General features: G+C 36.1%; 22 protein-coding genes and 2 riboswitches. Of the genes, 5 read left to right on the forward strand and 17 right to left on the reverse strand.

What is annotated here, in order from left to right; translation table 11 throughout:
* Positions 1-7: 7 nt before the first annotated feature.
* The 6 genes from ACU8YW_RS21225 to ACU8YW_RS21250 form a co-directional block, all read right to left on the reverse strand.
* A complete protein-coding gene (locus tag ACU8YW_RS21225) occupies positions 8-496 on the reverse strand; it encodes a hypothetical protein (protein ID WP_000764275.1) in 489 nt (162 codons plus the stop codon).
* Positions 497-575: 79 nt separating this feature from the next.
* Positions 576-950, reverse strand: a complete 375-nt coding sequence (locus ACU8YW_RS21230) for a nucleoside 2-deoxyribosyltransferase (RefSeq protein ID WP_001012499.1) — start codon at positions 948-950, stop codon at positions 576-578.
* 93 nt (positions 951-1,043) lie between these two features.
* On the reverse strand, positions 1,044-1,304 hold the full coding sequence (locus tag ACU8YW_RS21235; protein WP_000817963.1) for a DUF3966 domain-containing protein: 261 nt from the start codon (positions 1,302-1,304) through the stop codon (positions 1,044-1,046).
* 96 nt (positions 1,305-1,400) lie between these two features.
* A complete protein-coding gene (gene murG, locus ACU8YW_RS21240; RefSeq protein ID WP_088064408.1) occupies positions 1,401-2,459 on the reverse strand; it encodes an undecaprenyldiphospho-muramoylpentapeptide beta-N-acetylglucosaminyltransferase in 1,059 nt (352 codons plus the stop codon).
* A gap of 18 nt (positions 2,460-2,477) precedes the next feature.
* On the reverse strand, positions 2,478-5,876 hold the full coding sequence (metH, locus tag ACU8YW_RS21245; RefSeq protein WP_426933889.1) for a methionine synthase: 3,399 nt from the start codon (positions 5,874-5,876) through the stop codon (positions 2,478-2,480).
* Positions 5,876-7,708 carry a bifunctional homocysteine S-methyltransferase/methylenetetrahydrofolate reductase gene (locus tag ACU8YW_RS21250; protein ID WP_088064410.1) on the reverse strand — a complete coding sequence of 611 codons (1,833 nt, stop codon included), beginning with the start codon at positions 7,706-7,708 and terminating at the stop codon, positions 5,876-5,878. The genes metH and ACU8YW_RS21250 overlap by 1 nt, the downstream gene beginning before the upstream one ends.
* A gap of 70 nt (positions 7,709-7,778) precedes the next feature.
* Positions 7,779-7,888, reverse strand: a riboswitch (SAM riboswitch).
* A 204-nt stretch (positions 7,889-8,092) separates the two neighbouring features.
* Positions 8,093-8,202: riboswitch (SAM riboswitch) on the forward strand.
* Positions 8,203-8,445: 243 nt separating this feature from the next.
* Here ACU8YW_RS21250 and metI point away from each other — a divergent pair.
* From metI to ACU8YW_RS21270, 4 genes are all read left to right on the forward strand, one after another.
* Positions 8,446-9,558: a cystathionine gamma-synthase/O-acetylhomoserine thiolyase gene (gene metI, locus ACU8YW_RS21255; RefSeq protein ID WP_088064411.1), complete on the forward strand. Its 1,113-nt coding sequence runs from the start codon at positions 8,446-8,448 to the stop codon at positions 9,556-9,558.
* On the forward strand, positions 9,555-10,718 hold the full coding sequence (gene metC / locus ACU8YW_RS21260; RefSeq protein WP_088064412.1) for a cystathionine beta-lyase: 1,164 nt from the start codon (positions 9,555-9,557) through the stop codon (positions 10,716-10,718). Before metI ends, metC begins: the two co-directional genes overlap by 4 nt.
* A 161-nt stretch (positions 10,719-10,879) precedes the next feature.
* Positions 10,880-11,392, forward strand: coding sequence for a cysteine hydrolase family protein (locus ACU8YW_RS21265; RefSeq protein ID WP_088064413.1), 513 nt, complete (start codon positions 10,880-10,882; stop codon positions 11,390-11,392).
* Between the two features lie 433 nt (positions 11,393-11,825).
* Entirely contained in the window at positions 11,826-12,116 is a 291-nt protein-coding gene (locus ACU8YW_RS21270; protein ID WP_000894375.1) for an ArsR/SmtB family transcription factor, read from the forward strand.
* 151 nt (positions 12,117-12,267) lie between these two features.
* On the opposite strand, the gene ACU8YW_RS21275 is transcribed toward ACU8YW_RS21270, so the two are convergent.
* Both ACU8YW_RS21275 and ACU8YW_RS21280 read right to left on the reverse strand, forming a co-directional pair.
* A complete protein-coding gene (locus tag ACU8YW_RS21275) occupies positions 12,268-13,380 on the reverse strand; it encodes a class I SAM-dependent methyltransferase (RefSeq protein ID WP_088064414.1) in 1,113 nt (370 codons plus the stop codon).
* 9 nt (positions 13,381-13,389) lie between these two features.
* On the reverse strand, positions 13,390-14,019 hold the full coding sequence (locus ACU8YW_RS21280; RefSeq protein ID WP_000871244.1) for an MBL fold metallo-hydrolase: 630 nt from the start codon (positions 14,017-14,019) through the stop codon (positions 13,390-13,392).
* 170 nt (positions 14,020-14,189) lie between these two features.
* Here ACU8YW_RS21280 and ACU8YW_RS21285 point away from each other — a divergent pair, with 170 nt between their 5' ends.
* Complete coding sequence (locus ACU8YW_RS21285; RefSeq protein ID WP_000524847.1) at positions 14,190-14,363, forward strand: DUF2759 domain-containing protein; 174 nt, start codon at positions 14,190-14,192, stop codon at positions 14,361-14,363.
* A gap of 80 nt (positions 14,364-14,443) precedes the next feature.
* Here the strand turns inward: ACU8YW_RS21285 and glcK are convergent, their stop codons facing one another.
* The 9 genes from glcK to pstC all read right to left on the reverse strand — a co-directional run bounded on the left by glcK (position 14,444) and on the right by pstC (position 22,875).
* Positions 14,444-15,427 carry a glucokinase gene (glcK, locus tag ACU8YW_RS21290; RefSeq protein ID WP_000391711.1) on the reverse strand — a complete coding sequence of 328 codons (984 nt, stop codon included), beginning with the start codon at positions 15,425-15,427 and terminating at the stop codon, positions 14,444-14,446.
* Positions 15,428-15,446: 19 nt separating this feature from the next.
* The gene (locus ACU8YW_RS21295; protein WP_000253699.1) at positions 15,447-15,647 is read right to left on the reverse strand and encodes a YqgQ family protein; all 201 of its coding nucleotides are present in this window, start codon (positions 15,645-15,647) and stop codon (positions 15,447-15,449) included.
* 103 nt (positions 15,648-15,750) lie between these two features.
* The gene (locus ACU8YW_RS21300) at positions 15,751-16,329 is read right to left on the reverse strand and encodes a 5-formyltetrahydrofolate cyclo-ligase (RefSeq protein ID WP_088064416.1); all 579 of its coding nucleotides are present in this window, start codon (positions 16,327-16,329) and stop codon (positions 15,751-15,753) included.
* A gap of 104 nt (positions 16,330-16,433) precedes the next feature.
* The gene (gene rpmG, locus ACU8YW_RS21305) at positions 16,434-16,583 is read right to left on the reverse strand and encodes a 50S ribosomal protein L33 (protein WP_001265616.1); all 150 of its coding nucleotides are present in this window, start codon (positions 16,581-16,583) and stop codon (positions 16,434-16,436) included.
* Positions 16,584-16,651: 68 nt separating this feature from the next.
* Complete coding sequence (locus ACU8YW_RS21310) at positions 16,652-19,006, reverse strand: sugar phosphate nucleotidyltransferase (protein ID WP_087985250.1); 2,355 nt, start codon at positions 19,004-19,006, stop codon at positions 16,652-16,654.
* Positions 19,007-19,390: 384 nt separating this feature from the next.
* Complete coding sequence (gene phoU, locus ACU8YW_RS21315; RefSeq protein WP_033657724.1) at positions 19,391-20,047, reverse strand: phosphate signaling complex protein PhoU; 657 nt, start codon at positions 20,045-20,047, stop codon at positions 19,391-19,393.
* Positions 20,048-20,212: 165 nt separating this feature from the next.
* A complete protein-coding gene (gene pstB / locus ACU8YW_RS21320; RefSeq protein ID WP_000226689.1) occupies positions 20,213-21,028 on the reverse strand; it encodes a phosphate ABC transporter ATP-binding protein in 816 nt (271 codons plus the stop codon).
* A 28-nt stretch (positions 21,029-21,056) separates the two neighbouring features.
* Positions 21,057-21,923, reverse strand: coding sequence for a phosphate ABC transporter permease PstA (gene pstA, locus ACU8YW_RS21325; protein ID WP_088064417.1), 867 nt, complete (start codon positions 21,921-21,923; stop codon positions 21,057-21,059).
* 1 nt (position 21,924) lies between these two features.
* Positions 21,925-22,875: a phosphate ABC transporter permease subunit PstC gene (pstC, locus tag ACU8YW_RS21330; protein WP_426933890.1), complete on the reverse strand. Its 951-nt coding sequence runs from the start codon at positions 22,873-22,875 to the stop codon at positions 21,925-21,927.
* Positions 22,876-22,884: the final 9 nt, after the last annotated feature.

Genomic DNA, 22,884 nt, shown 5'->3' on the forward strand with positions numbered 1-22,884 from the left:
TTTTACATTATACGTTCATCTTTTCCTTCAGTTGTAATCCTGTAATGGATTCTAATACATCCATTGCTTCTCCAAATGTCATATCAAATATCGTCTTATCCTCTATGTATGGAAATTGTCTAAAGCGCTTTTCTAACATTTTCACGGCGTCCGACGTAAAGTGTACACTATCAATGCCAAATTCTGTTTCAAGAAGAACGATCCAATCTAACACATGAAAACCTAATCCGTTTACGAATGAAATAAGTTTTTCTTCTGGCTGTGAAGATAAGAATACGTGTCGTTCCATCTCATCGAAAAGTTCTTCACCTAAAACTTCTGCTAATTCATCATCATGTTCGCGTTCAATAATCTCTTCATATCCGTAATCATCCACAAGCTCTTCTACTTCTTCACTATCCTCACAAAGCAATTGACTAAGAACGGCCTCTTTCTTAAATTCACTATTTTGTACAACTTCTAAAAAGCTCGTTTCCCATCCATTTTCTAATTTCATATTATATACTCCTTTATATACGTTTCTTATCATCACTGTTCCCAAAAGATCACTTTTATAACCTTTTAGGTCGTTACTATTATTTCACATGATTCATAACATAAGATGCAAATTCAGTTGCATCTCCTTCAAAAATATTTATTTCTGGCAAATGATAGAACGTTGTTTGAAGCGGGTTTCTTTCATGATATACATATATCTTTTTCTCTAGCGCAATCGCCATTCCAAACTCTGTATGGCTCCCGTTTCCGCCATCTAATATAAGTAAAAAGACATCCGCTTCTTTAATAGCATTCTTTTCTGCCTGCCCAATTTCTCTTAATTGATCTTGATTCACTGCTCTTTCGTTTCTTGTCCAATCATATGTATGGTGCCATCCTGCATGTTTCAGTTCATTTGCTATAGAACGTACAAGATGTTTATTTTGGAATCCTGAGGCGACATAAAAATTCATTTATATACACTCCTTCATTATGTACGGGAAACTCCTTTTAGCGTTACTTGCTATAAACATAATAAAGAACGACTTCAAAAAAAATCCCCATCTTTAAAACTTATTTGCGTTTAAATGATGGGATTCTTCATGCTCTTCTTTTATTTTCTTCTTTTTATAACTTTCATCAGCTAACATTTCTAGTTCAGCTGTTATTTCTGATTTTTCAAGCTCTCTTTCTTGCGAAAATTTCCTTGAAATATAAACAATAACACTACCAACGTACAACACAAAGCATATAATAAGTGCAGTATTTTCATAGAGACTTAGCTCCAACACAGTCACTCCTAATCCATTCGTATTTTCACGCTTCATTAATTGGAATTTCCCTACTAATCCATTTGTTATTGTAACATAAAAATATCAATCCTTGGAATCTTTCATCCTACTAAAAAAGACATGATTGTTTCATCATGCCTCTGAAATATGTTGAATGATTGTTTGAATTGCTTCTTTTCCATTATATTTTTTTAGTGCTGTTTTATACATCTCATTATTTTGATTTAATTCTTCGACATGCTTTATAAGTGATTTCACAGTCACATCTTCCTCATACAATACGGAAGCATATCCTTGTCTTTCAAAAGACTCTGCATTTAGTATTTGATCTCCACGACTTGCAAATTTCGATAGCGGAATTAAAACCATCGGCTTTTGCAATGTTAAAAACTCAAAAATGGCATTAGAGCCCGCACGTGAAATAACAAAATCTGTTATCGCTAATATGTCTGGCAGTTCCCCATGTATATATTCAAATTGTTTATATCCTTCTTTATTTTGTAAGCTTTCATCAAGATTACCTTTTCCGCAAAGATGAACAATTTGATATTTTTTCAGAAGTTCTGGTAACGCTTCTCGAACCGTTTCATTAATTTTCTTTGCGCCCAAACTTCCTCCCATAATTGTAATAACTGGCTTTTTACGTGAAAAACCTAAAAACACTAAACCTTTTTCACGATTTCCCTTTAGCACTTCTTCACGTACAGGAGATCCTGTATAGATTACTTTTTCTTTCGGTAAATGTTTCGCAGCTTCTTCAAATGTAACAAATATTTTCGAAGCGAAACGGAGCGCAATTTTGTTTGCTAGTCCTGGCGTCATATCAGATTCATGTAATAAAACAGGGACTCTATTTAGCCAGCCTCCAATTACGACTGGTACAGATACGAAACCACCTTTTGAAAAAATCACATCCGGTTTTAGTTTTCGAATCCTTACATACGCATCCATAACACCCTTCATTACAAGAAAAGGATCTTTTATATTTTTTAAATCAAAATAACGACGTAGCTTTCCACTTGAAATACTATAGTACGGAATGCCTTCCTTTTCTATAATCGTTTTCTCAATCCCTTGATGAGAACCAATATACGAGATATCCCAATTCTGTTCTTGTAAATGTGGAATGATGGCTAAATTAGGTGTTACATGCCCTGCCGAACCGCCACCTGTAAAGACTATTTTCTTCATACGTCTCCCCCTTCTACACTATAATACACTAAAATATCTTGCCTCAGGGTGAGAAAATACCATAGCCGTCACAGATGCTTCTGGCTCCATCATAAATCCTTCTGTTAATGAAATACCTATTTCTTCTGGATGAATAAGGCGAAATAACTTTTCTTGATCCGCAAGTTCTGGACATGCTGGATAACCGAAAGACACTCGTATCCCTCTATATTTCGTACGGAAACGTTCTTCCATCGTCAGTTCTAGTGAATCTGGAATACCCCAGCGATCACGAATGAGCATATGTGTTTTTTCAGCAAGACCTTCTGCTAGTTCAAGCGCTAACGATTGGATCGCATGGCTGCGTAAATAATCACCCTTCGCCTTCCACTCTTCAGCAATGTCCCGAACGCCTTCCCCAACCGTAACAGATAGGAAAGCAACATAGTCCATCTCATCTCCAACTGGTCGTAAATAATCACCTAAAGTACGATATGGTGCTTTTCCTTGTCTTGGGAATGTGAAACGCTCTATAACACGCGTATGATCTTCTGGATCATATATTACAATGTTTTGTCCGTCACTTTGCGCTGGGAAAAATTGATACACCGCTTTCGGTTTTAACCAAAATTGTCCTTCCTGCAATAATTCATCTATTAAATCATTTAATTCGTGTGCTCTCTTATCTCCCTCTCGCAAAAGCTTCTTCACATTTCCTTTTAATCCAAGGTGATGTCCAAGTAGCATTTGTCTATTTAAAAATGGAGCGAGATGTGCAACTGGAATATCACGTAATACAATTCGTTTTGTTGAATCAGGTATCATAACCTCTGCCTTCGCTAATGGCTCAATTACTGCTGGAATTTCTACTTTCTTCTCCTCTTTTTTTACGATATGAAGATGACGCTCTTTTTTATCTTGTTTCATCTTCTCACGCTCTTCTTCTTTTTGAAGCTTATTAATAATATCAAGACCAGTCATCGCATCACTCGCATAACATACGAGCCCTTTATATGATGGTGAAATACGATTTTCTGTAAATTTTCTCGTTAACGCTGCCCCGCCTACAACGATTGGAACATCAATATTTGCAGCTTTTAAATCTTCAGCAGTCGTTACCATTTGTTGCGCTGATTTTACTAATAAACCAGAAAGACCAATAATGTCAGGCTTCTTTTCTTGTACTTCTTGAACAATTCGATCCGAACGAACATTGATTCCTAAATTAATAATCTCATATCCGTTATTCGATAAAATAATTTCAACGAGGTTTTTCCCAATATCATGTACGTCACCTTTAACAGTTGCTAATAATACTTTCCCCTTTTTCGCACTCTCGCTAGATTCCATATGTGGCTCTAAATAGCTTACGGCAGCTTTCATACTTTCAGCACTTTGCAATACTTCGGCAACGATAAGCTCATTATTATTAAATAATCGTCCCACCTCATCCATTCCTGTCATAAGTGGGCCATTAATAATATCCAAAGGTTTTCTTCCTTCTGTAAGTGCAAGGCTTAAATCTTCTTGTAGTCCTTGTTTCGTACCTTCTACAATGTAATTTGCCAGCCTTTCATCAAGAGTTAATGTTTCTTGGGTAACGACATCTTTCTTTTTTGCCGCGCGATAAAAATTTGTAAATTCTTCTAACGTCTCTTGCGTCGTTTCAAAAAGTAGTGCATCAGCAAGACGTTTTTCTTCCTCTGGAATTGACGCATACCGTTCTAATTTTTCCGTATTCACAATTGCGTAATCTAATCCTGCTTTCGTTGCATGGTATAAAAAGACGGAATTTAATACTTCTCGGCCAGCTGGTGGTAAACCAAAAGATATGTTACTTACACCTAAAATCGTTAAACACTCTGGCAAGGCTTCTTTAATAAGGCGAATTCCTTCTATCGTCGCTGCCGCTGAACCAATATATTCTTCATCACCTGTACCTACAGGAAATACAAGTGCATCAAAAATAATATCTGACGGGCGTATACCATATTTCGTCGTCAATAACTCATAACTTCTTTTCGCGATTTCGAGTTTTCGTTCTGCACTAACCGCCATACCATCTTCATCAATTGTTCCTACAACAATAGCAGCACCATATTTCCGAAGAAGCGGCGTCACTTTTTTAAATCGTTCTTCTCCATCTTCTAAATTAATTGAATTAATAACAGCTTTTCCTTGAATATAAGTAAGAGCTCGCTCCATCACATTTTCATCTGTTGAATCAATCATAATTGGTACTTTTAACACTTTCGTAACTTCTGCCAAGAAGTTTTCCATATCTTCTATTTCATCGCGATCAGGATCTGCCATACAAATATCAATAATATGAGCATTTTTCTTCACTTGCGCTCTTGCGACTTCAGCAGCCTCTTCAAATTTCCCTTCTGCTACTAATCGTTTAAATTTACGTGACCCAATAACGTTTGTTCTTTCACCAACAAATAATGGTCTCATAGAGTCATCATATTGAAGTGCCTCTAATCCACTAACCCCGTGTCCAGCTCTTTCGTGGTGTTCACGTGGATTAAGAGAAGCTAACGCGGATTTTATTGCTTTTATATGTTCTGGTGTTGTGCCACAACAACCACCGATAATATTAACCCATCCTTCTTCAGCAAATCGCTTCACTTTTTCAGCGAGAGAAGATGGAGATTCATGATAATGTCCATCTTCATCAGGAAGACCTGCATTTGGATAACAAGAAATGTAACACTCCGACAACTCAGATAGTGAACGAATATGGTCTCTCATAAACTCCGGACCGGTCGCACAGTTTAATCCAACAGATAATGGCTTCATATGTTCTACTGATAAGTAAAAAGCCTCAATTGTTTGCCCGGCCAGAGTCGTTCCCATCGGTTCAATCGTTCCTGAAATCATAATAGGTACAATTTTATTTAGCTCATCAAAAGCTGCTTGAATTCCAATATAAGCAGCCTTCACGTTACGCATATCTTGACTCGTCTCAACGAGTAATACATCTACGTCGCCATTCAATAAGCCTCTAGCCTGCCGTGTATAGGCTTCAATTAATTCTTCAAACGTCACACCACCTGTAACACTAATCGCTTTCGTTGTTGGTCCCATTGCTCCCGCAACATATACTTCCTTCCCGCTTGCTTTGACCGCTTGCTTCGCTAAACGTGCTGCCTTCTCATTTAATTCCTCATCTAAATGAGACAACTCATAATCACTTAATACAATGTTTGTCGCCCCAAATGTATTTGTTTCAATAATATCTGCTCCAGCTTCAATATAAGCTTTATGAATCTTTAAAATGACATCAGGCCTTGTTTCTACTAAATATTCATTACAACCTTCGTACTCTTCTCCTCCGAAATCTTCCGCAGTTAAGTCCTCTTGCTGGATCATTGTTCCCATTGCACCATCTAATATTAAGATGTTATTTTGTAATTTTTCTTCTATACATTTCATCAATTAATACCTTCTTTCACTTCTTGCTTTTCTCTCACATATTTAACAAGATGTTCTGTAATTTCATATTTTAGAAATGGTGTAATAAGATAAATGCCGTTAAAATATTTCATCGCCGCATCGATCAATTCTTGTGAAATGCGAATCCCTTCTTCAATTGCTGCCTCTTTCGTTTCATGTCCATCCATTCTCTCCCTTATTTCTTCAGGTAGAGTAATACCCGGTACCTCAAAATGAAGGAAATCTGCATTCCTTTTACTTATTAATGGCATAATCCCAATAAAAATAGGTTGTTCCAAATGCTTTGTCGCTTCATACACTTCTTCAATTAACGCGATATCATAAATTGGCTGAGTTAAGAAATATTCCGCTCCAGCATCTATTTTCCGTTCCATTCGCTTAACCGCTGCTTTTAAATGTCTTACATGCGGATTAAACGCACCTCCCACTGAAAACCTTGTTGCTGGACCAATTGATTTCCCTAAAATCGAGCGCCCGTCGTTCATTTCTTTAATCATTTTAATGAGCTCAATAGAGGACAAATCATATACAGAAGTGGCACCTGGAAAATCACCAACGCGTGCTGGATCCCCAGTTAAAGCTAACACCTCTTCCATACCTAACGCTGATAGGCCTAGTAAATGAGATTGTAGTCCGATGACGTTATGGTCTCTACACGTTAAGTGCGTCAATACCGGAATATCGTGCTTCGTTAATAATGCCCCCATTGCCATATTCGAGATGCGAGGCGATGCTAATGAATTATCTGCTAGAGTAATAGCATCTGCCCCAGCTCTTTTCAATGCTCTTGCGCCTTCAAAAAATCGCTGCGTATCTAACGTTTTCGGTGGATCTAATTCCACTACTACTGTCGTTTGTTTTTTTGCTTTCTCTGCTAATGTGACATGAGCTTTTGAACGTTTCTCGTGTGTATGAACTACTTTCGGTCTTTGAATCGTATCCTTTTCTATTACAGGTGTAACATTTGCAATTGCACGTTTCATACTTTCAATATGTTCTGGAGTCGTGCCACAACAACCACCTAATAACCGAATACCTTGCTCAATAAATTTCGGTGTCATCGCTTCGAAATAAGCTGGACTTCCCTCATATACGTAACGTCCCTCCACATAATTTGGGAGACCTGCATTCGGATATGCTGACAAGTAGCCATTTTGCGGAATCGATATCATTTTAAAAGCTTCCGTCATGTGAAGTGGCCCTAGTTGACAGTTCAATCCAACGACATTTGCACCGTAATCTAAAAGCTGTTTTAATATTTCATTTACATCATTTCCATTTTGAGTTGTACCTGCCTCATGCAATGCTAATTGAGCTACAATTGGAATATTCGTTTGTTTTCGTAACACCTGAACAGCATGAAGTAATTCAAACTCATCATAGAAAGTTTCTAATAGCAGTCCATCAACCTGTTCTTCTAGTAATGCACTTGCCTGTTCCAGTAACATAAATTCTCTTTCCATATCAGTTGTCGTAACAGCTCCGATATGTTTCATACCACCAATTGTTCCTAAAATTGCATTTCTGTCTGTAACAGATGCTTTCGCCAGTTTTACTGCGGCTCTATTAATTTCAGTAACTTGATTTTCTAAACCATAAATACGTAATTTCGCTTCATTTGCTCCGTACGTATTTGTTTGAATCACATCAGCCCCAGCAGCTACATATTGCTTATGAATCGATATAATTAAATCTGGATCAGATATATTCAATTCTTCAAAACTACTTTGCAAACCATGTGAATGTAATAACGTCCCAACCGCACCATCACCTATTACAATTCCTTTTGATAATAAATCTAGTAATTTCACAAATCTCCCTCATTTCTATCAATATAAAAACCCCCTCTTCACTTTGAAGAGGGGGACATAATTGTTCCTCCTCTTATTATGCAAAACATTCGTTTTGCAGGTATTAGCACCGTTTCAAACATTTCGTTTGAAGGTTGCTGGGTTTCACAGGGCCTTTCCCTCCACCGCTCTCAATAAGAGTTTGTCTTTATTATTTTATTTATGTAGCTAAAAGGAAATACGTTCCCCTTTTAACAATGTTTGTTAATTTTTTAATAAATTTAGCATGCACAAATGCAAAAGTCAATGACACTTGCGGAAAAATAAAAATTATTTAAAATAAAGTTGCAATTCAATTATCTTTTGTTGTAAAGTTAAAAACATAATAAAAATTTCATACGAACATTCTTATCTAGAGAGGTAGAGGGACTGGCCCTATGACGCCTCAGCAACCATTAACATTTGTTAATAAGGTGCTAATTCCAGCAAATTGTGAAAGATTTGACAGATGAGAAGAAGACTCTATTCAAACCGAAAGCCTTCTTCTTTAGAAGGCTTTTTTTATTTTACCCCGCTATTTGAGGGCAGTAAGATTCCCAACTCAAAATTCAGCTGGAACAAAGAAGTTAGGTGGGAATCAACTGCCCGTAAAAGCCCGATTGGTGAGGGCTGATAATCAGTGGGGGATGCCCCCCTCACTTATTAAAGTTTCACTTTACATTCACTTAATTGTTAATTTAAAAAGGAGGAATTTTCACATGTCAACTATTGAAACAAAACTAGCACAAATCGGAAACCGGAGCGAAACTACAACAGGAACTGTTAACCCACCTGTTTATTTTTCAACTGCTTATCGTCATGAAGGAATTGGTAACTCTACTGGCTTTGACTATTCACGAACTGGCAATCCAACTCGTGGTCTTTTAGAGCAGGCAATCGCAGACTTAGAATATGGTGAACAAGGTTATGCCTGTAGTTCAGGGATGGCAGCTGTTCTCCTCGTCCTCTCCCTATTCCGTTCTGGAGACGAACTTATTGTATCCGAAGATTTATACGGGGGCACTTATCGATTATTTTCTGAGCACGAAAAAAAGTGGAATGTTCGATGTAGATACGTAAATACACAATCTATTAAACAAATTGAGCAAGCTATCACAACTGAAACGAAAGCTATTTTCATAGAAACTCCAACTAATCCGTTAATGCAAGTTACTGATATTGCCGCTGTCGCAACTGTAGCGAAAAGACACGGACTACTTCTTATTGTAGACAACACATTCTATACGCCTTATATACAGCAGCCATTAACAGAAGGTGCCAACATTGTACTTCATAGCGCAACGAAATATTTAGGGGGACATAACGATGTCCTAAGCGGACTTGTCGTTGCAAAAGGAAAGGAACTTTGTGAGGAAATCGCTCATTATCATAATGCCTCTGGTGCGGTCTTAAGTCCATTTGACTCATGGCTATTAATTCGTGGTATGAAAACGTTAGCGCTTCGCATGAGACAACATGAAGAAAATGCAAAAGCAGTTGTTGCTTATTTAAATGATGAAGACGGGGTGACAGATGTATTTTATCCTGGAAGAGGTGGCATGATCTCATTTCGTCTGAAAGATGAAACATGGATTAATCCATTCTTACAATCTTTATCCTTAATTACATTTGCTGAAAGTCTTGGTGGTGTTGAAAGTTTAATGACGTATCCAGCAACGCAAACACACGCTGATATTCCTGAAGAAATCAGAACAGCAAACGGTGTATGTAATCGTCTTCTGCGATTTTCCGTTGGCATTGAAAATAGTAACGATTTAATTCAAGACTTAAAGCAAGCCATTAAACTTGTAAAAGAAGGTGTAAGAATATGAGTTATTCTATAGATACACTCTTACTGCACAACCAATATAAACATGACTCACAAACAGGAGCTGTTAACGTTCCCATCTATAATACATCAACATTCCACCAGTTTGATGTAGATACGTTCGGAAAATATGACTATAGTCGCTCTGGTAATCCAACTCGTGAAGCTCTTGAAGATATCATTGCTTTATTAGAAGGAGGAACAAAGGGATTTGCCTTCGCATCAGGAATTGCAGCGATTTCTACTGCATTCCTCCTTCTTTCACAAGGCGATCACGTACTCATTTCAGAAGACGTATATGGAGGAACTTACCGAATTATAACTGAAGTGCTCTCCCGTTACGGTGTGTCACATACATTTGTTGATATGACAAATGTAGAAGAAATAAAGCAAAACATTAAGCCAAACACAAAACTCTTTTATGTGGAAACACCCTCTAATCCACTTTTAAAAGTGACAGATATTTGTGCTGTTTCTAAACTTGCAAAATCTATTGACGCCCTTACTTTTGTTGATAATACATTTTTGACACCACTATTCCAGAAACCACTTGATCTTGGTGCCGATGTCGTTCTTCATAGTGCCACAAAATTCATTGCCGGTCATAGTGATGTTACTGCCGGATTAGCGGTTGTAAAAGATGCCGAACTCGCTCAAAAACTTGGATTTTTACAAAATGCATTCGGCGCTATTTTAGGTCCTCAAGATTGTTCTCTAGTACTTCGCGGTCTAAAAACATTGCATGTACGTCTTGAGCATTCAGCTGCAAACGCCAATAAAATTGCACATTATTTACAAGAGCACACTAAAGTTAAAAATGTCTATTATCCTGGCTTACAAACACATCTTGGATTTGATATTCAACAATCTCAAGCTACATCAGCCGGAGCTGTCCTATCTTTCACTTTACAATCAGAAGACGCACTCCGCCAATTTTTATCAAAAGTAAAATTACCTGTCTTTGCAGTGAGTTTAGGAGCTGTCGAATCGATTCTTTCCTACCCAGCTAAAATGTCACATGCAGCACTGTCGCAAGAAGCTCGTGATGAAAGAGGGATTTCTAATTCATTACTTCGGTTATCTGTCGGCCTTGAAAATGTTGACGATTTAATATCCGATTTTGAAAATGCCCTTTCTTATGTAGAAGAACCTGTCAATGCATAGAACGAACAGAAGATATGAAATTAATTTTTCATATCTTCTGTTTTATGCCATTAAGTATATTTTTTACTTTTCGTATAGTTCATAAAAAAACGAAAGAGCACCATCTATTTCTAAATAATGAATTAATTGATATATTAAGAAGTAAAAAAGGGGCAAAAATAATGGATACTTGTGCAGATGTTTTAATCGTTATCGATTTACAAAATGGAGTATGTTATAGCGAAGAGCATTTATTCGATTTACAAAATTTACTTACAAAAGTAAATAAAAGAATTTCTTCATACAGAAAATCAAATAAACCAATCATTTTTATTCAACATTGTGATGATGATTTAGTACCCGAAAAAGAACTTTGGGCTATTCATGCTGATCTAGATGTTCAGGAACAAGATTTTTTTGTAAGAAAAACACATGCCAATTCATTTTATAAAACAAACTTGAAAGAGATTTTAGAACAATTATCTGTACACCGTATTGAATTTTGTGGTGCCCAAACAGAGTACTGTATGGATGCTACGATTAAATTTTCCCATGGACTAGAATACGAAAACTTCATGGTACAGAAAGCAACCTCTACGTTAAATAATCCATTTATGTCCGCAAAAGAGACAATTGATTTTTATGAAAATATATGGAACTGCAGATTTTTAAAGCTGATAAAAGATGAAATCTAGAATATATAACTAATGTCTTGGTAATTCTAAAATTTATCAGCTATACTCAAATATTTTGTTATCACCATAAAGAAGCTGACTACATTCAGCTTCTTTTCTTTTAACCTGTTTTATATTCTATATATAACATTATAATTCCTTTTTCTTATTATTTTAAAAATTTTGTATATTCATTTGAAAGAATAAGAAAATCATGATAAAATTGTGTTACAAATATATCTATATCTTTCAATTTTTAAAACGCATTAAAATTTTCACCCAAAAATGTCATTTTACAAAACCATGCAAATTTATCTACTTTATTTACATCAGGGTCTCTTTTCTTACAATTTCTTTACTTTAGGACTTTTTTTCTGCAACAACTGTTTTCTTTTCTTTAATTTTTTGGTATGTATAGTATGGTATAACAGCTCACACGGAGGTGGAAAAGAACATGTTAGAAACCTTTCAAAAAGAAATAGAACTATATGAAAGCAATGCAGAATTATTGAAAGTACTTGCTCATCCTGTTCGCTTATGTATTGTAAAAGGATTAATTGAACGTGGTCCAAGCAACGTTTCTACAATGTACACTGGCTTAAATATGCCACAATCTACAATTTCACAGCATTTAGCAAAATTAAAAAGTGCTAAAATCGTTTCCAGTGAAAGAAAAGGATTAGAAATTTATTACAAAGTAGAAAACGAGACAATCATTCAACTCGTTCGCGTATTATTAGGTTAAGAGCTCATAAACAGAGAAAAAGGGCGTATTTTATATTTTTCATCTCATATCTTTAATATAAATATATATCATGAGAGAAAATATATGATGCTACATAATTAAAAAGTCGTATTAAAAAACAAGACACAGAAATATGCTGTGTCTTGTTTTTTTATATTTTTAAATACTGATCCAAGTGTAACTGTTGCATATGTTTCGTATGTATCACAACATCAAATGCACTCCCTAATCCTCCGCTCAAAATCATAGAACGAACTGCACGATTTTGTTTTTGAGTTTCAGAAAAAGGATTTCGATCTTGGTGACCCGTAAGCTGATCTAATATTCCTGCTGCTAACAAAAACTCAGATTGCTTCTTATGCCATACTATATTCATGCCTTGCAGGCTAAACATCTCTTTCAGCTCGTCCCAATGAATATGAGTAGTAAGATCCATTTCACCTGGATGCGCTAAAGGATTACGGATTAACTTATGCTCGTAATATCCTCGTAAACTTCCTTCTTGATGTGCAGGATGCATCCATTCTTCTTTTGTGTATCCATAATCAACGGTAATACATACACCTCGTTGAAACCATTTCGCAATTTCTTCTATATATTCTTCCATCGCAAGTGGCACTTCAAAACGCTGACCTTCAGCAAGATGAATATTATATTTCAATAAGTATCGACCAATACTTTTCTGTAGCGGTCTACATACTTCTGCGAGTTTCCCTTCCTCTGTGTACGTAACACGTACTTCATACAATATTCCATTTCTCTTCTCAATTACTTCAACAGGAAATGCATCAAATAACTCATTCGAAAAAAGAATCCCTTCGAACGATTCTCCCATTTCACTATGCGACGTATAATACGACACATTAGAAAACGAACAAAGATTTTTCTGCTGTAAGTTTCTATGAAAAGGGCTCATTTCAATCATTGAATAGTTTAAATCAATAAAGGTTTCTGGAGATACTTGCTTCCACTCTTGTAAAACATCATAGGCAAACCTTCCTGTTCCCCCACCAATCTCACAAATATTCGGAGCAACTTCACCATTTTCAACAAGACGAATAAAAAATTTAACAAATGTTTTTGCAAAAACAGAGGATACGTTGCTACTTGTAAAAAAATCCCCTTGTCTTCCAATTTTTTCACGTTCCTTCATATAATAGCCATGTCCCTCTGTGTACAATACGAGGTTCATATACGTACTATATGAAATTGAATAATCCTTCTCTTTCTCCATCCATTCTTTTAAAATGAGCTCCATCTCCATACTAGCTCCTTACTGTAAAAATGGATTATTTTCTTTTTCAAAACCAATGCTTGTTTCTGGACCATGTCCACATAGCACCGCTGTTTCATCTGGTAATACAAATAATTTTTCTTCAATACTTCCAATCAATTCAGCAAAACTTCCACCGGGTAAATCTGTTCTTCCGATGCTCATTTGGAACAATACATCACCAGAAAATACAGCATTCGCCTCTTTACAATAATAAGAAATACTGCCTGGAGAATGTCCTGGCGTCTCAAAAATCTCAAAATTAAATGAACCAATTGCTAATGCACCTTCTGCATCAATAATATGATCTGCTGGTTTTGCTGTAATACTGCGATTCATCATAAAAATTTGAGAGCCATTTACAGTTGCATCGCCTAACCAATCTGCTTCTTCTTTATGTACGTACACAGGAATATGAAAAGCGTCTCTTACCGCGTCAACAGCACCAATATGATCAAAGTGAGCATGTGTTAATAAAACAGCAAGTGGCTTTAATTGTTCTTCTTGTAAATATGTAACGAGCTTCTCTCCTTCGTGACCAGGATCAAAGATAATACACTCATTTTGATCATTCGTTAAAATATAAGCATTCGTTTGTAATGGGCCTAACGGCATTTGTATCCATTTCATATGAAAATCTCCTCCAATTATTAAACTTACTTTCAATGATACAACATTTTTTTCTCTTAGGAAAAGAAAGGATGCTATCTCGACAATCATTTTTAAAACATGTACAATATAAAAGAGTTAATATTCTAAAAACTCATATTGAGGAATGGGTAGACAGAGGAGGATATTGTATGGGCCTTGTTATTATTTTTGCGCTAGTCACTCTGTTAGCTGTATTCGCTACGCTTAGAACTCTTCGCGAAAAAAACTTATTCGCGGGCGGCTTTGCAATTGCAACTGTACTCGTTTTCGGATGGTTTACGATCATGACTGTTCTATATAACGGGTACCCACCAGCAGCTTAATTCATTTACATGTTATTCTTCATCAAGATTTCACACAAAAAGAGGAAGGGTTTCCCCTTCCTCTTTTCATATTTCACAACTTATACCATCTTCGCTTCGTATTTGTGCTTTTTTACAAGCCAAGCTCCTCCGATAACACCTGCATCATTACCAAGTATTGCAATCGCTAACTTTGTGCTCTTTACAGCACGTGAGAAAGCATATTGCTCGAAATAACGTTGAATTGGCTCTAATAGTGCATCTCCAGCTTTAGACACGCCCCCGCCAATAACAATTTTCTCTGGGTTCAACGTACTAGCAAGGTTCGCTACAGCTAACCCTAAATAAGAAGCTACTTTTTCTACTACTTCGCCTGCTAGCTCGTCACCTTGTCCAAGTGCTTCAAACACATCTTTTGATGTAATACGCCCTTCTTCTGCTAACATAGAACGTAGAACACTCTCTTTATTAGTCTCTTGTATTTTTTGCATAGCAACACGCACAATACCCGTTGCAGATGCTACAGTTTCTAAGCAACCAGACTTCCCGCAATTACATGGGAAAGCATTCTCTGTAACTACTGTAATATGTCCAATCTCACCAGCAGCCCCGCTTACGCCGTGTACAATCTCACCATTGGCGATTACACCACCACCAACACCAGTGCCAAGTGTCATACAGATTAAATCTTTTGCTCCTTCACCAGCACCTTTCCACATTTCACCAAGTGCTGCTAAGTTTGCATCATTATCAATAACAACAGGTAATCCTGTTTCTACTTCTAATAAATCTTTTAACGGATAGTTTTTCCATCCTAAATTGACCGCTTCATAAATCATTCCAGACGCCACGTGTACAGGACCAGGAGCTCCCATACCAATACCGATTAACTTGCTTTTCAATTCACCTAACTCTTCTAACTTTTTATCAATAGCTTTCGCTACATCAAGCGTAATATGTTTTCCTTGCTCATTTGTATTCGTAGGGATTTCCCACTTATGTAAAATTTCACCGTACACATTAATAAATGCTAATTTAATTGTTGTACCACCAAGGTCAACCCCAACTAACCATTTCTCTTCCATGTTGCTTACCTACCTTTATCTAATTCTTATTTAGCTCTTTTTGAATTTCTTGCTTCAATAAAAATAAAGCTGTTTGATAGTCTTGTGGATCGATTAACTGTGATTGATTTAATTCACGCAATTCATCTTGCATTAATTGTAAATCTGCAATTCGATCACCCGTATAAATAATCGTACCAAATTTCTTTAGCAATTGCTGAATATCATAAATAGATACCATTTTATCACCCTCTATGCTCACTTACTATAAAAAATTATAATAAGAAAACGTTCACATATTTTATTATAATCAAGAAGAAAAAGTCTCGTCAATTTTTATTTGTCTATACAAGCCCATTTTTAACCACTGTTCCTTTTTCTGTAATAATTTTTTCTACGTTTTTATCAAACGGCTCTACTGGAATATGTTCTACTATTTGAAAACTATAAGCTAATGATAGCGTTTTCCCTTTATAATGCACGAGATAACGATCATAATACCCACCGCCATATCCAATCCGTTCTCCTCGCTCTGTATAAGCTACGCCTGGCACGATTTGAAGATCAATGTCATCTGCATTCACTTCTTCCGTACGCGCTGGAATTGGTTCACGTAAATTCATATACACTATTTCTAATTGATCAAAATTACTAATTTGCCGGAAAGACATTGTTCGTGTTCCTTTGTTACACTTTGGAACAACAACTTTCTTTCCTTCTTCCCAAGCTTTTTCGATAATAGCATATGTATTCACTTCATTTTCCATTGAGAGAGTGATTCCAATTGTTTTAGCTTCAGCCCACTCTTTTTGCGCATACAACGAAAATGCAATTTGCTCTGATAAAGTTGTATACCGTTCTTCTGATAAAGAATTCATGTGCTCTATTATTTGTTTACGTAAACGTACTTTCTCTTCTCTCACACACTTTCCCCCTCACAGTGATACTTTGCTCTACGATGATAGTGTATCACTTTTAACAGAGGAATCGAATAAAAAAAGAAACAGTAGGAAAATATTCCTACTGCTTACTTTGTTTCACGGTGTAACGTAGACTTCTTGTCACGCTTGCAATACTTTTTAAGCTCGATACGCTCAGCGTTGTTACGTTTGTTTTTCTTTGAGATATAGTTACGATCTCCGCATTCTGTACATGCTAGAGTAATATTCACACGCATTCTTATTCCCTCCAGTACTAATAACTTAAATCAGACTATACTATAATACCACTTTTAAAATAAAAATTCTACACCTTTTGATATTGTCTAATTTTTTCTATAAGATTTTTCATGTTTTCCCTTGCTATTACTGGGTTTCTGGCATGCGAATACACTAAAAATTTCGGTTGTTTTGTGTCAGAAACGATATAAGACCACTCTTTTTCGGTATATTTGAACTGTACTCCTTCAAATATACCTTCTTCCTTTCTTTCCATATCAGCCAATAATTTCCTCATTACTTTTCCTTTTTCATTCCATGAACATACAACTTCATCACAAAGTAGATAGAGCGGCGGTGATTGCTCTACTATGCTGAGAAATGTTTTCCCCTGCAATGCTATTAACTCGAATAATTTTCCAATTCGATATAAAATATCTCGCTTCCATCTCGCTTGAAACGACTTTTTTTCATCCTGCGTATAAAATAGAAGGTAACATTCTCCTAATTTCAAAGACATCGGGTAAATATTTCCTGCCGATTCAAGTAATAAATCTGGAATATCCACCTCTTCAAAATCTGTTCCTTGGTAAATATTACTATGATTATCATATAACTCGAAATAATTTCCTTGCTCTGAAAACATAAGTGCCATATTTGCTTTACTTGATTTCATCAAAGCTTTCACATGATCCTTTTGTTCGCCCGCATAAATCCATGTAACTGTGCATCCGAGCCTTTGTAAAAAGAGCATCAATAAATGTTGTAACATATCATTCCTCTTATTAATAAGAAGATGAAACTTTTGTTTTTGTATTTTCTCAATATCAACGCGCTCTAATACAGCCTCTATATAATCATGTAAAGAAACGTGGACTAGCTTATTCCGTCCCATTTCTTTCTCACATACGTAATAAAACGACTCAGACATATATACTTGTTCTATCGCTTTTTGCTGCTTATACGTTAATTGTACCCCATCCTTACCATATAACTTTATAACAACCTCTTTTTCATTTTCTACTTGAATGAAAACCCCACCAGCACATTGTAAATCCTGAATGCTATACTGAAAAAGCGATTCGTTCATTTCTTTGCATTCCATCGTATGAACCCCGATACCATGAATCGCATGAAGAAAGAGATTTTTATAAGAAGTCGTTTCTATATGTTCTTGACTCCCAATTAATATACTTTCTCCTTTGGCAAAAAGAGATCCATACGCCATCGCAACCTTCACAATAAATTGAGGAGTGATTTCAACATTACCTCTTCCTACAATGCGGCTTTTTTGCAACCATCCTGCACTCTTTTCACTTTCTTGAACACCAGCCGATCCTACTACTGAATAGCTGTCAATTGCCTTATATGGCCATAGTTTTCCCTTTTGCTTAATTACCGTACTTTTCCCTATATGACAATGATCCGCTACAATGCTTTTTTGAAACAGTGTAACGTCATCTTCCACCATTGTATGCTCTCCTATGGTCGTTTCTAATAGCTCGCAATACTGACCAATGTGCGCATTTGCAAAAACAATACTTTTTTGAAGATGAGAATAACTTGAAACAACACTATTTTTCCCGATAATAGAGTATGGCTCAATTACAGCTCCAACACCAATCTTTGCTCCTTCTCCAATAAAAGAAGGACCGTGAATTTTCGTTCCTTTTCCAATCGTCACACCTTCCCCCATCCATACCATCGGCAATACTTCCGTGTAAGGAATAGGTACTTGCAATTTTTTCGTTAACAAATCAAATTGTGCTTGTCGATATTGATCAAATGTACCGATATCTAACCAATAACCTTCTGACAAATATGCAAATAACGCGTTCTTATTTGCCAAGAGCGGAAACACATCTTGACTGAAATCAAAAAACTCTCGGGGCGGTATGTAAGAAAAAATTTCTGGCTCCATAATATATATACCTGTATTCACAATATTAGAGACTACTTCATTCCAGCTCGGTTTTTCTATATATCGTGTAACCTCTTGTTCTTTGTTCATTACAACTAAACCGAATGAGAGTGGGTTTTCTACTTCCTTTACAAACATAGTTACCATTCTTTTCTTTTGTTCATGAAACGTAATTCCTTCTGATAATTGAAAATCAGTTAACGCATCCCCGCTTATCACAACAAACGTTTCATCTAAAAATGTTTCCGCTTGTTTAATACTCCCTGCGGTTCCAAGCGGGGGAGAATCTTCAAAGTAGTACAAGTTAACTCCCCATTTGCTACCGTCTCCAAAATATTGCTTAATGGCCGTACTCATATACTGAACTGTAATTGCAATTTCACGAATCCCATGCTGACGTAATAATTCAATATTGTATTCCAAAACTGGCTTTTCTAATAACGGTAACATCGGCTTTGGAGTATTACATGTTAATGGTCTAAGGCGTCGTCCTTTTCCTCCAGCTAAAATAACCCCCTTCATATACTTCAGCCTCCACTTATATAATGATCAGTAACTTCATATACGATATGTATATTATCTCCCCCGCATTAACTAGCAGTATAAAATGAAACTTTAATTAGTAGGGATTTTGTGCATCTCCCACTGATTATTAGCCTTGACCACTCGACTCGGGCTTTTACAGGCAGTAAAACTCCCTATATACATGTACCTTTTCAACACCACAAAAGAAAGCGCTTACCATTAACTTAGTAAAATATCCCTTAATAAGTGAACAACATATATGTCCTATTTTTTCCATTATATTATGATACATCTTATCATCATAAACTAAAGGAAACAACGAGCTTTTTTTGTCATGTTTTGACTAAAAAAAGCAGGTGATGTTTCACCTGCCTTTTTTCTTTATTCATTTAATAAGTAATGCTTTCCTTTTACTAAATAAAAAACATTTTCAGCAATATTTGTAATATGATCTGCTACACGCTCGATATATCTCGCCACAAAGGATAATTGTGTAATTTGTGTAATTGCTTCTGGTTGTTCTGGAACTGAAGATATAAATTCACGAATCGCTTTCCCATATATTTCATCAACTGAATCATCCATTTCGGCAATTTGTTTCGCAAAAGTTAAATTTTCTTGCTCATATGCTTCTAGCGCTAACTGTAGCATCTTATTTGCAATTGCAAACATTTCATCAAGATTGTGCAAACTAACAACCACCTCTTTTTCCCCAAGACGAATTGTTGATTTCGCAATATTAACAGCATGATCTGCAATACGCTCTAAATCTGTCGCTGTTTTAATTGAAATGAAAATCCTTCTTAAATCACTTGCTACAGGTTGCTGCTTCGTAATAAGCATAAGCGCAAGATCATTTATTTCCTCTTCTAAATTATCCATACGATAATCACCATCTATTACCTCTAACGCTTTCTCTACATCCCTTTTATGAAGACCTTCCATAGCAAGCAATAAAGCTTCCCTCGCTAGCTCTCCAAGCTCAATCACCTTTTGCTGTAACATTTTTAAATCACATTGAAACTGTTCTCTTACCATTGTTTCTTCCCCCTCAATATTATGTGCCATTATATATAGATCTCCTACCTAGCCTACTTGTAATAAGCCTTAAGATAGGAGAAGTATTACTTCTCTAATTAAATGAGGTAAAAATAAGAAATACCCTCTGTTAAGAGGGTATTTGCTCTTAGCCTTGCAACGATATCAACCGAATCGGCCTGTAATATAATCTTCTGTACGCTTATCTGAAGGTGTCGTAAATAATTTATTTGTATCTGTATACTCCACAACTTCTCCACTTAAGAAGAAAGCAGTTTTATCTGAAATACGTGCCGCTTGTTGCATGTTATGCGTTACGATCACAATACTAAAGTCTTTCTTTAACTCTTGAATTAATTCTTCTACTTTTAATGTTGAAATTGGATCTAGTGCCGATGTTGGCTCATCCATTAAAATAACGTCTGGTTCAATTGCTAAACAACGTGCGATACATAGACGCTGTTGCTGTCCACCAGATAAACCGTATGCATTATCATGCAAACGATCTTTTAACTCATCCCAAATCGCTGCTCCACGTAAACTTTTTTCAACAATTTCATCCAATGTTTTTTTATCACGAATACCATGGATTTTCGGGCCATATGCTACATTTTCATAAATAGATTTCGGAAATGGGTTTGGCTTTTGGAACACCATTCCCACATGAGTTCTTAATTCTTCAACTGGGTATGATTTTTCAAATATATTGCGCTCTCTATATTCAATTACACCTGTAGTTCGCACGATTGGTACTAACTCTACCATACGATTTAATGTTTTTAAGTACGTTGATTTACCACAACCACTTGGCCCGATAATTGCTGTAACTTCATTCTCATGAATGCTTAAGTTAATATCTTTTAAAGCATGGTCTTCTCCGTACCATAAATTTAAGTTTTTCGTATCAAATACTACTTTCTTTGGTGCAGTCTCGATTTTCTCCTCGTTTTTCACCTGTACATTTACTACTGTTGCTACCATTTGAATTCCCCTTTCATCCATTTCCAACTTATTTTCGATTTCGTAACCATAAGACAAATATATTGATAAAGAGTAATAAACCTAACAAAACAATCATCCCAGCAGCTGCTACATACTGAAATTCTTCTTGCGGTCTACTCATCCAATTAAAAATTTGAATTGGTAAAACTGTAAATCTATCAAACATACTAAATGGAACATAATTTGCAAATGCAAGTGCCCCGATAACTAATAGCGGTGCCGCTTCTCCAATCGCCCTTGATATCGCTAACGTACAACCCGTTATAATTCCTGGGAAAGCAGATGGCAATACAATTTGATACATCGTTTGCCACTTCGTAGCACCTAATCCGTAAGAGGCTTCTAATAATGAACTTGGTACAGATCGTATCGCTTCTTGACTCGCTACAACAACTGTCGGTAAAACGAGTAAACTCATCGTCAGTGCCGCCGCAATAATACTCTCTCCTAAATGAAGAGCATATACAAAAATAGTTAAGCCGAGTAATCCAAATACAACGGAAGGTACTCCTGCTAACGTTTGATTATTAATTTCTATTACCTTTTTAAATATAGATTCCTTCGCATATTGCTCCAAATAAAGAGCAGTTCCAACTCCAAATATAAAGGAGACTGGTATAACAATACTCATAAATAATATTGTTCCTGACAAAGCTGCAGCAATCCCAGCTTCTTTCGGATTACGCGAAGCGAAGTTTGTAAAGAAATCTAACGAAAGGTAACTTATACCTTTTTCAAAAATTTGAAAAAGCAAAATAAGCAGTATTACTATTGAAAACAAAATTGCTATATAAAATAACAACTTGTAAACTCGGTCTTTAAAAAAACGTGATGCCATATTTTCTTGTATTTTTTTATGATTCAACATTCGCATATTATGTCACCCTCCTAAAGCGGCGCATAATAGAGTGTGAAATGATGTTCATTATAAGAGTAAACAAGAATAACGTTGCGCCTACAGCATACATGCTGTAATACGTAATTGTTCCATGCGGAGCATCACCTAAGCTCACTTGCACAATATAGGCTGTTAGCGTTTGAATAGAGTGTGTCGGATCGAGCGATACATTCGGCGTGGATCCCGCTGCAATTACAACTATCATCGTTTCGCCAATTGCTCTGGAAGCAGCTAATAGGATTGCTGCGATAATCCCTGTAAAAGCCGAAGGAAACACGACTTGTTTTACCATCTCAAACCGAGTTGCTCCAAGTGCTAACGAAGCTTCTTTCGTTCCTTTCGCTACAGCTCTCATCGCGTCTTCAGATAGAGATGCAATTGTAGGTATCATCATAAAGCCAATAACAATACCTGGACTAATCGCATTAAAAAACTGTAAATCTGGTATAATCCGTTGTAAAAGTGGTGTGACAACTGTTAATGCAAAAAAACCATATACAATTGTCGGGATACCTGCTAATAGTTCTAACATCGGTTTTAATACTTTCCTTGCACTGCTTGAAGCATATTCGCTTAAAAATACGGCACACGCTAAACCGATAGGAATTGCTACGAACATGGCAATTGCTGTTACAAGGAACGTTCCACATATAAGTGGTAATATACCGAATTTAGGATTTTCAAAAAAAGGTAACCATTCTTTTCCCGTCAAAAAGGAGTGTAATGGTATTTTTTGAAAAAACATCATTGTTTCATTTGCCAATGTAAAAATAATTCCAAGTGTCGTTACAATAGACACGCTAGCAATTATTTTTAGTAATAACGGAACTATTCGATTGATTCGCTGCGTTTTTTTTCTTTGTTTTGTATTTCTTTCAATCAAATTTTGTACAGAAAATGTAATTTGACTTTTGTCATTATGAGCCAAAGATGAAAA

This window comes from Bacillus pretiosus (assembly GCF_052947655.1).

Bases quoted from the DNA above. Each gene is read 5' to 3' on its own strand.
- ACU8YW_RS21225 (WP_000764275.1), bottom strand. From the start codon at position 496: ATGAAATTAGAAAATGGATGGGAAACGAGCTTTTTAGAAGTTGTACAA.
- ACU8YW_RS21230 (WP_001012499.1), bottom strand. From the start codon at position 950: ATGAATTTTTATGTCGCCTCAGGATTCCAAAATAAACATCTTGTACGT.
- ACU8YW_RS21235 (WP_000817963.1), bottom strand. From the start codon at position 1,304: ATGAAGCGTGAAAATACGAATGGATTAGGAGTGACTGTGTTGGAGCTA.
- murG (WP_088064408.1), bottom strand. From the start codon at position 2,459: ATGAAGAAAATAGTCTTTACAGGTGGCGGTTCGGCAGGGCATGTAACA.
- metH (WP_426933889.1), bottom strand. From the start codon at position 5,876: ATGAAATGTATAGAAGAAAAATTACAAAATAACATCTTAATATTAGAT.
- metI (WP_088064411.1), top strand. From the start codon at position 8,446: ATGTCAACTATTGAAACAAAACTAGCACAAATCGGAAACCGGAGCGAA.
- metC (WP_088064412.1), top strand. From the start codon at position 9,555: ATGAGTTATTCTATAGATACACTCTTACTGCACAACCAATATAAACAT.
- ACU8YW_RS21265 (WP_088064413.1), top strand. From the start codon at position 10,880: ATGGATACTTGTGCAGATGTTTTAATCGTTATCGATTTACAAAATGGA.
- ACU8YW_RS21270 (WP_000894375.1), top strand. From the start codon at position 11,826: ATGTTAGAAACCTTTCAAAAAGAAATAGAACTATATGAAAGCAATGCA.
- ACU8YW_RS21275 (WP_088064414.1), bottom strand. From the start codon at position 13,380: ATGGAGATGGAGCTCATTTTAAAAGAATGGATGGAGAAAGAGAAGGAT.
- ACU8YW_RS21280 (WP_000871244.1), bottom strand. From the start codon at position 14,019: ATGAAATGGATACAAATGCCGTTAGGCCCATTACAAACGAATGCTTAT.
- ACU8YW_RS21285 (WP_000524847.1), top strand. From the start codon at position 14,190: ATGGGCCTTGTTATTATTTTTGCGCTAGTCACTCTGTTAGCTGTATTC.
- glcK (WP_000391711.1), bottom strand. From the start codon at position 15,427: ATGGAAGAGAAATGGTTAGTTGGGGTTGACCTTGGTGGTACAACAATT.
- ACU8YW_RS21295 (WP_000253699.1), bottom strand. From the start codon at position 15,647: ATGGTATCTATTTATGATATTCAGCAATTGCTAAAGAAATTTGGTACG.
- rpmG (WP_001265616.1), bottom strand. From the start codon at position 16,583: ATGCGTGTGAATATTACTCTAGCATGTACAGAATGCGGAGATCGTAAC.
- ACU8YW_RS21310 (WP_087985250.1), bottom strand. From the start codon at position 19,006: ATGAAGGGGGTTATTTTAGCTGGAGGAAAAGGACGACGCCTTAGACCA.
- phoU (WP_033657724.1), bottom strand. From the start codon at position 20,047: ATGGTAAGAGAACAGTTTCAATGTGATTTAAAAATGTTACAGCAAAAG.
- pstB (WP_000226689.1), bottom strand. From the start codon at position 21,028: ATGGTAGCAACAGTAGTAAATGTACAGGTGAAAAACGAGGAGAAAATC.
- pstA (WP_088064417.1), bottom strand. From the start codon at position 21,923: ATGCGAATGTTGAATCATAAAAAAATACAAGAAAATATGGCATCACGT.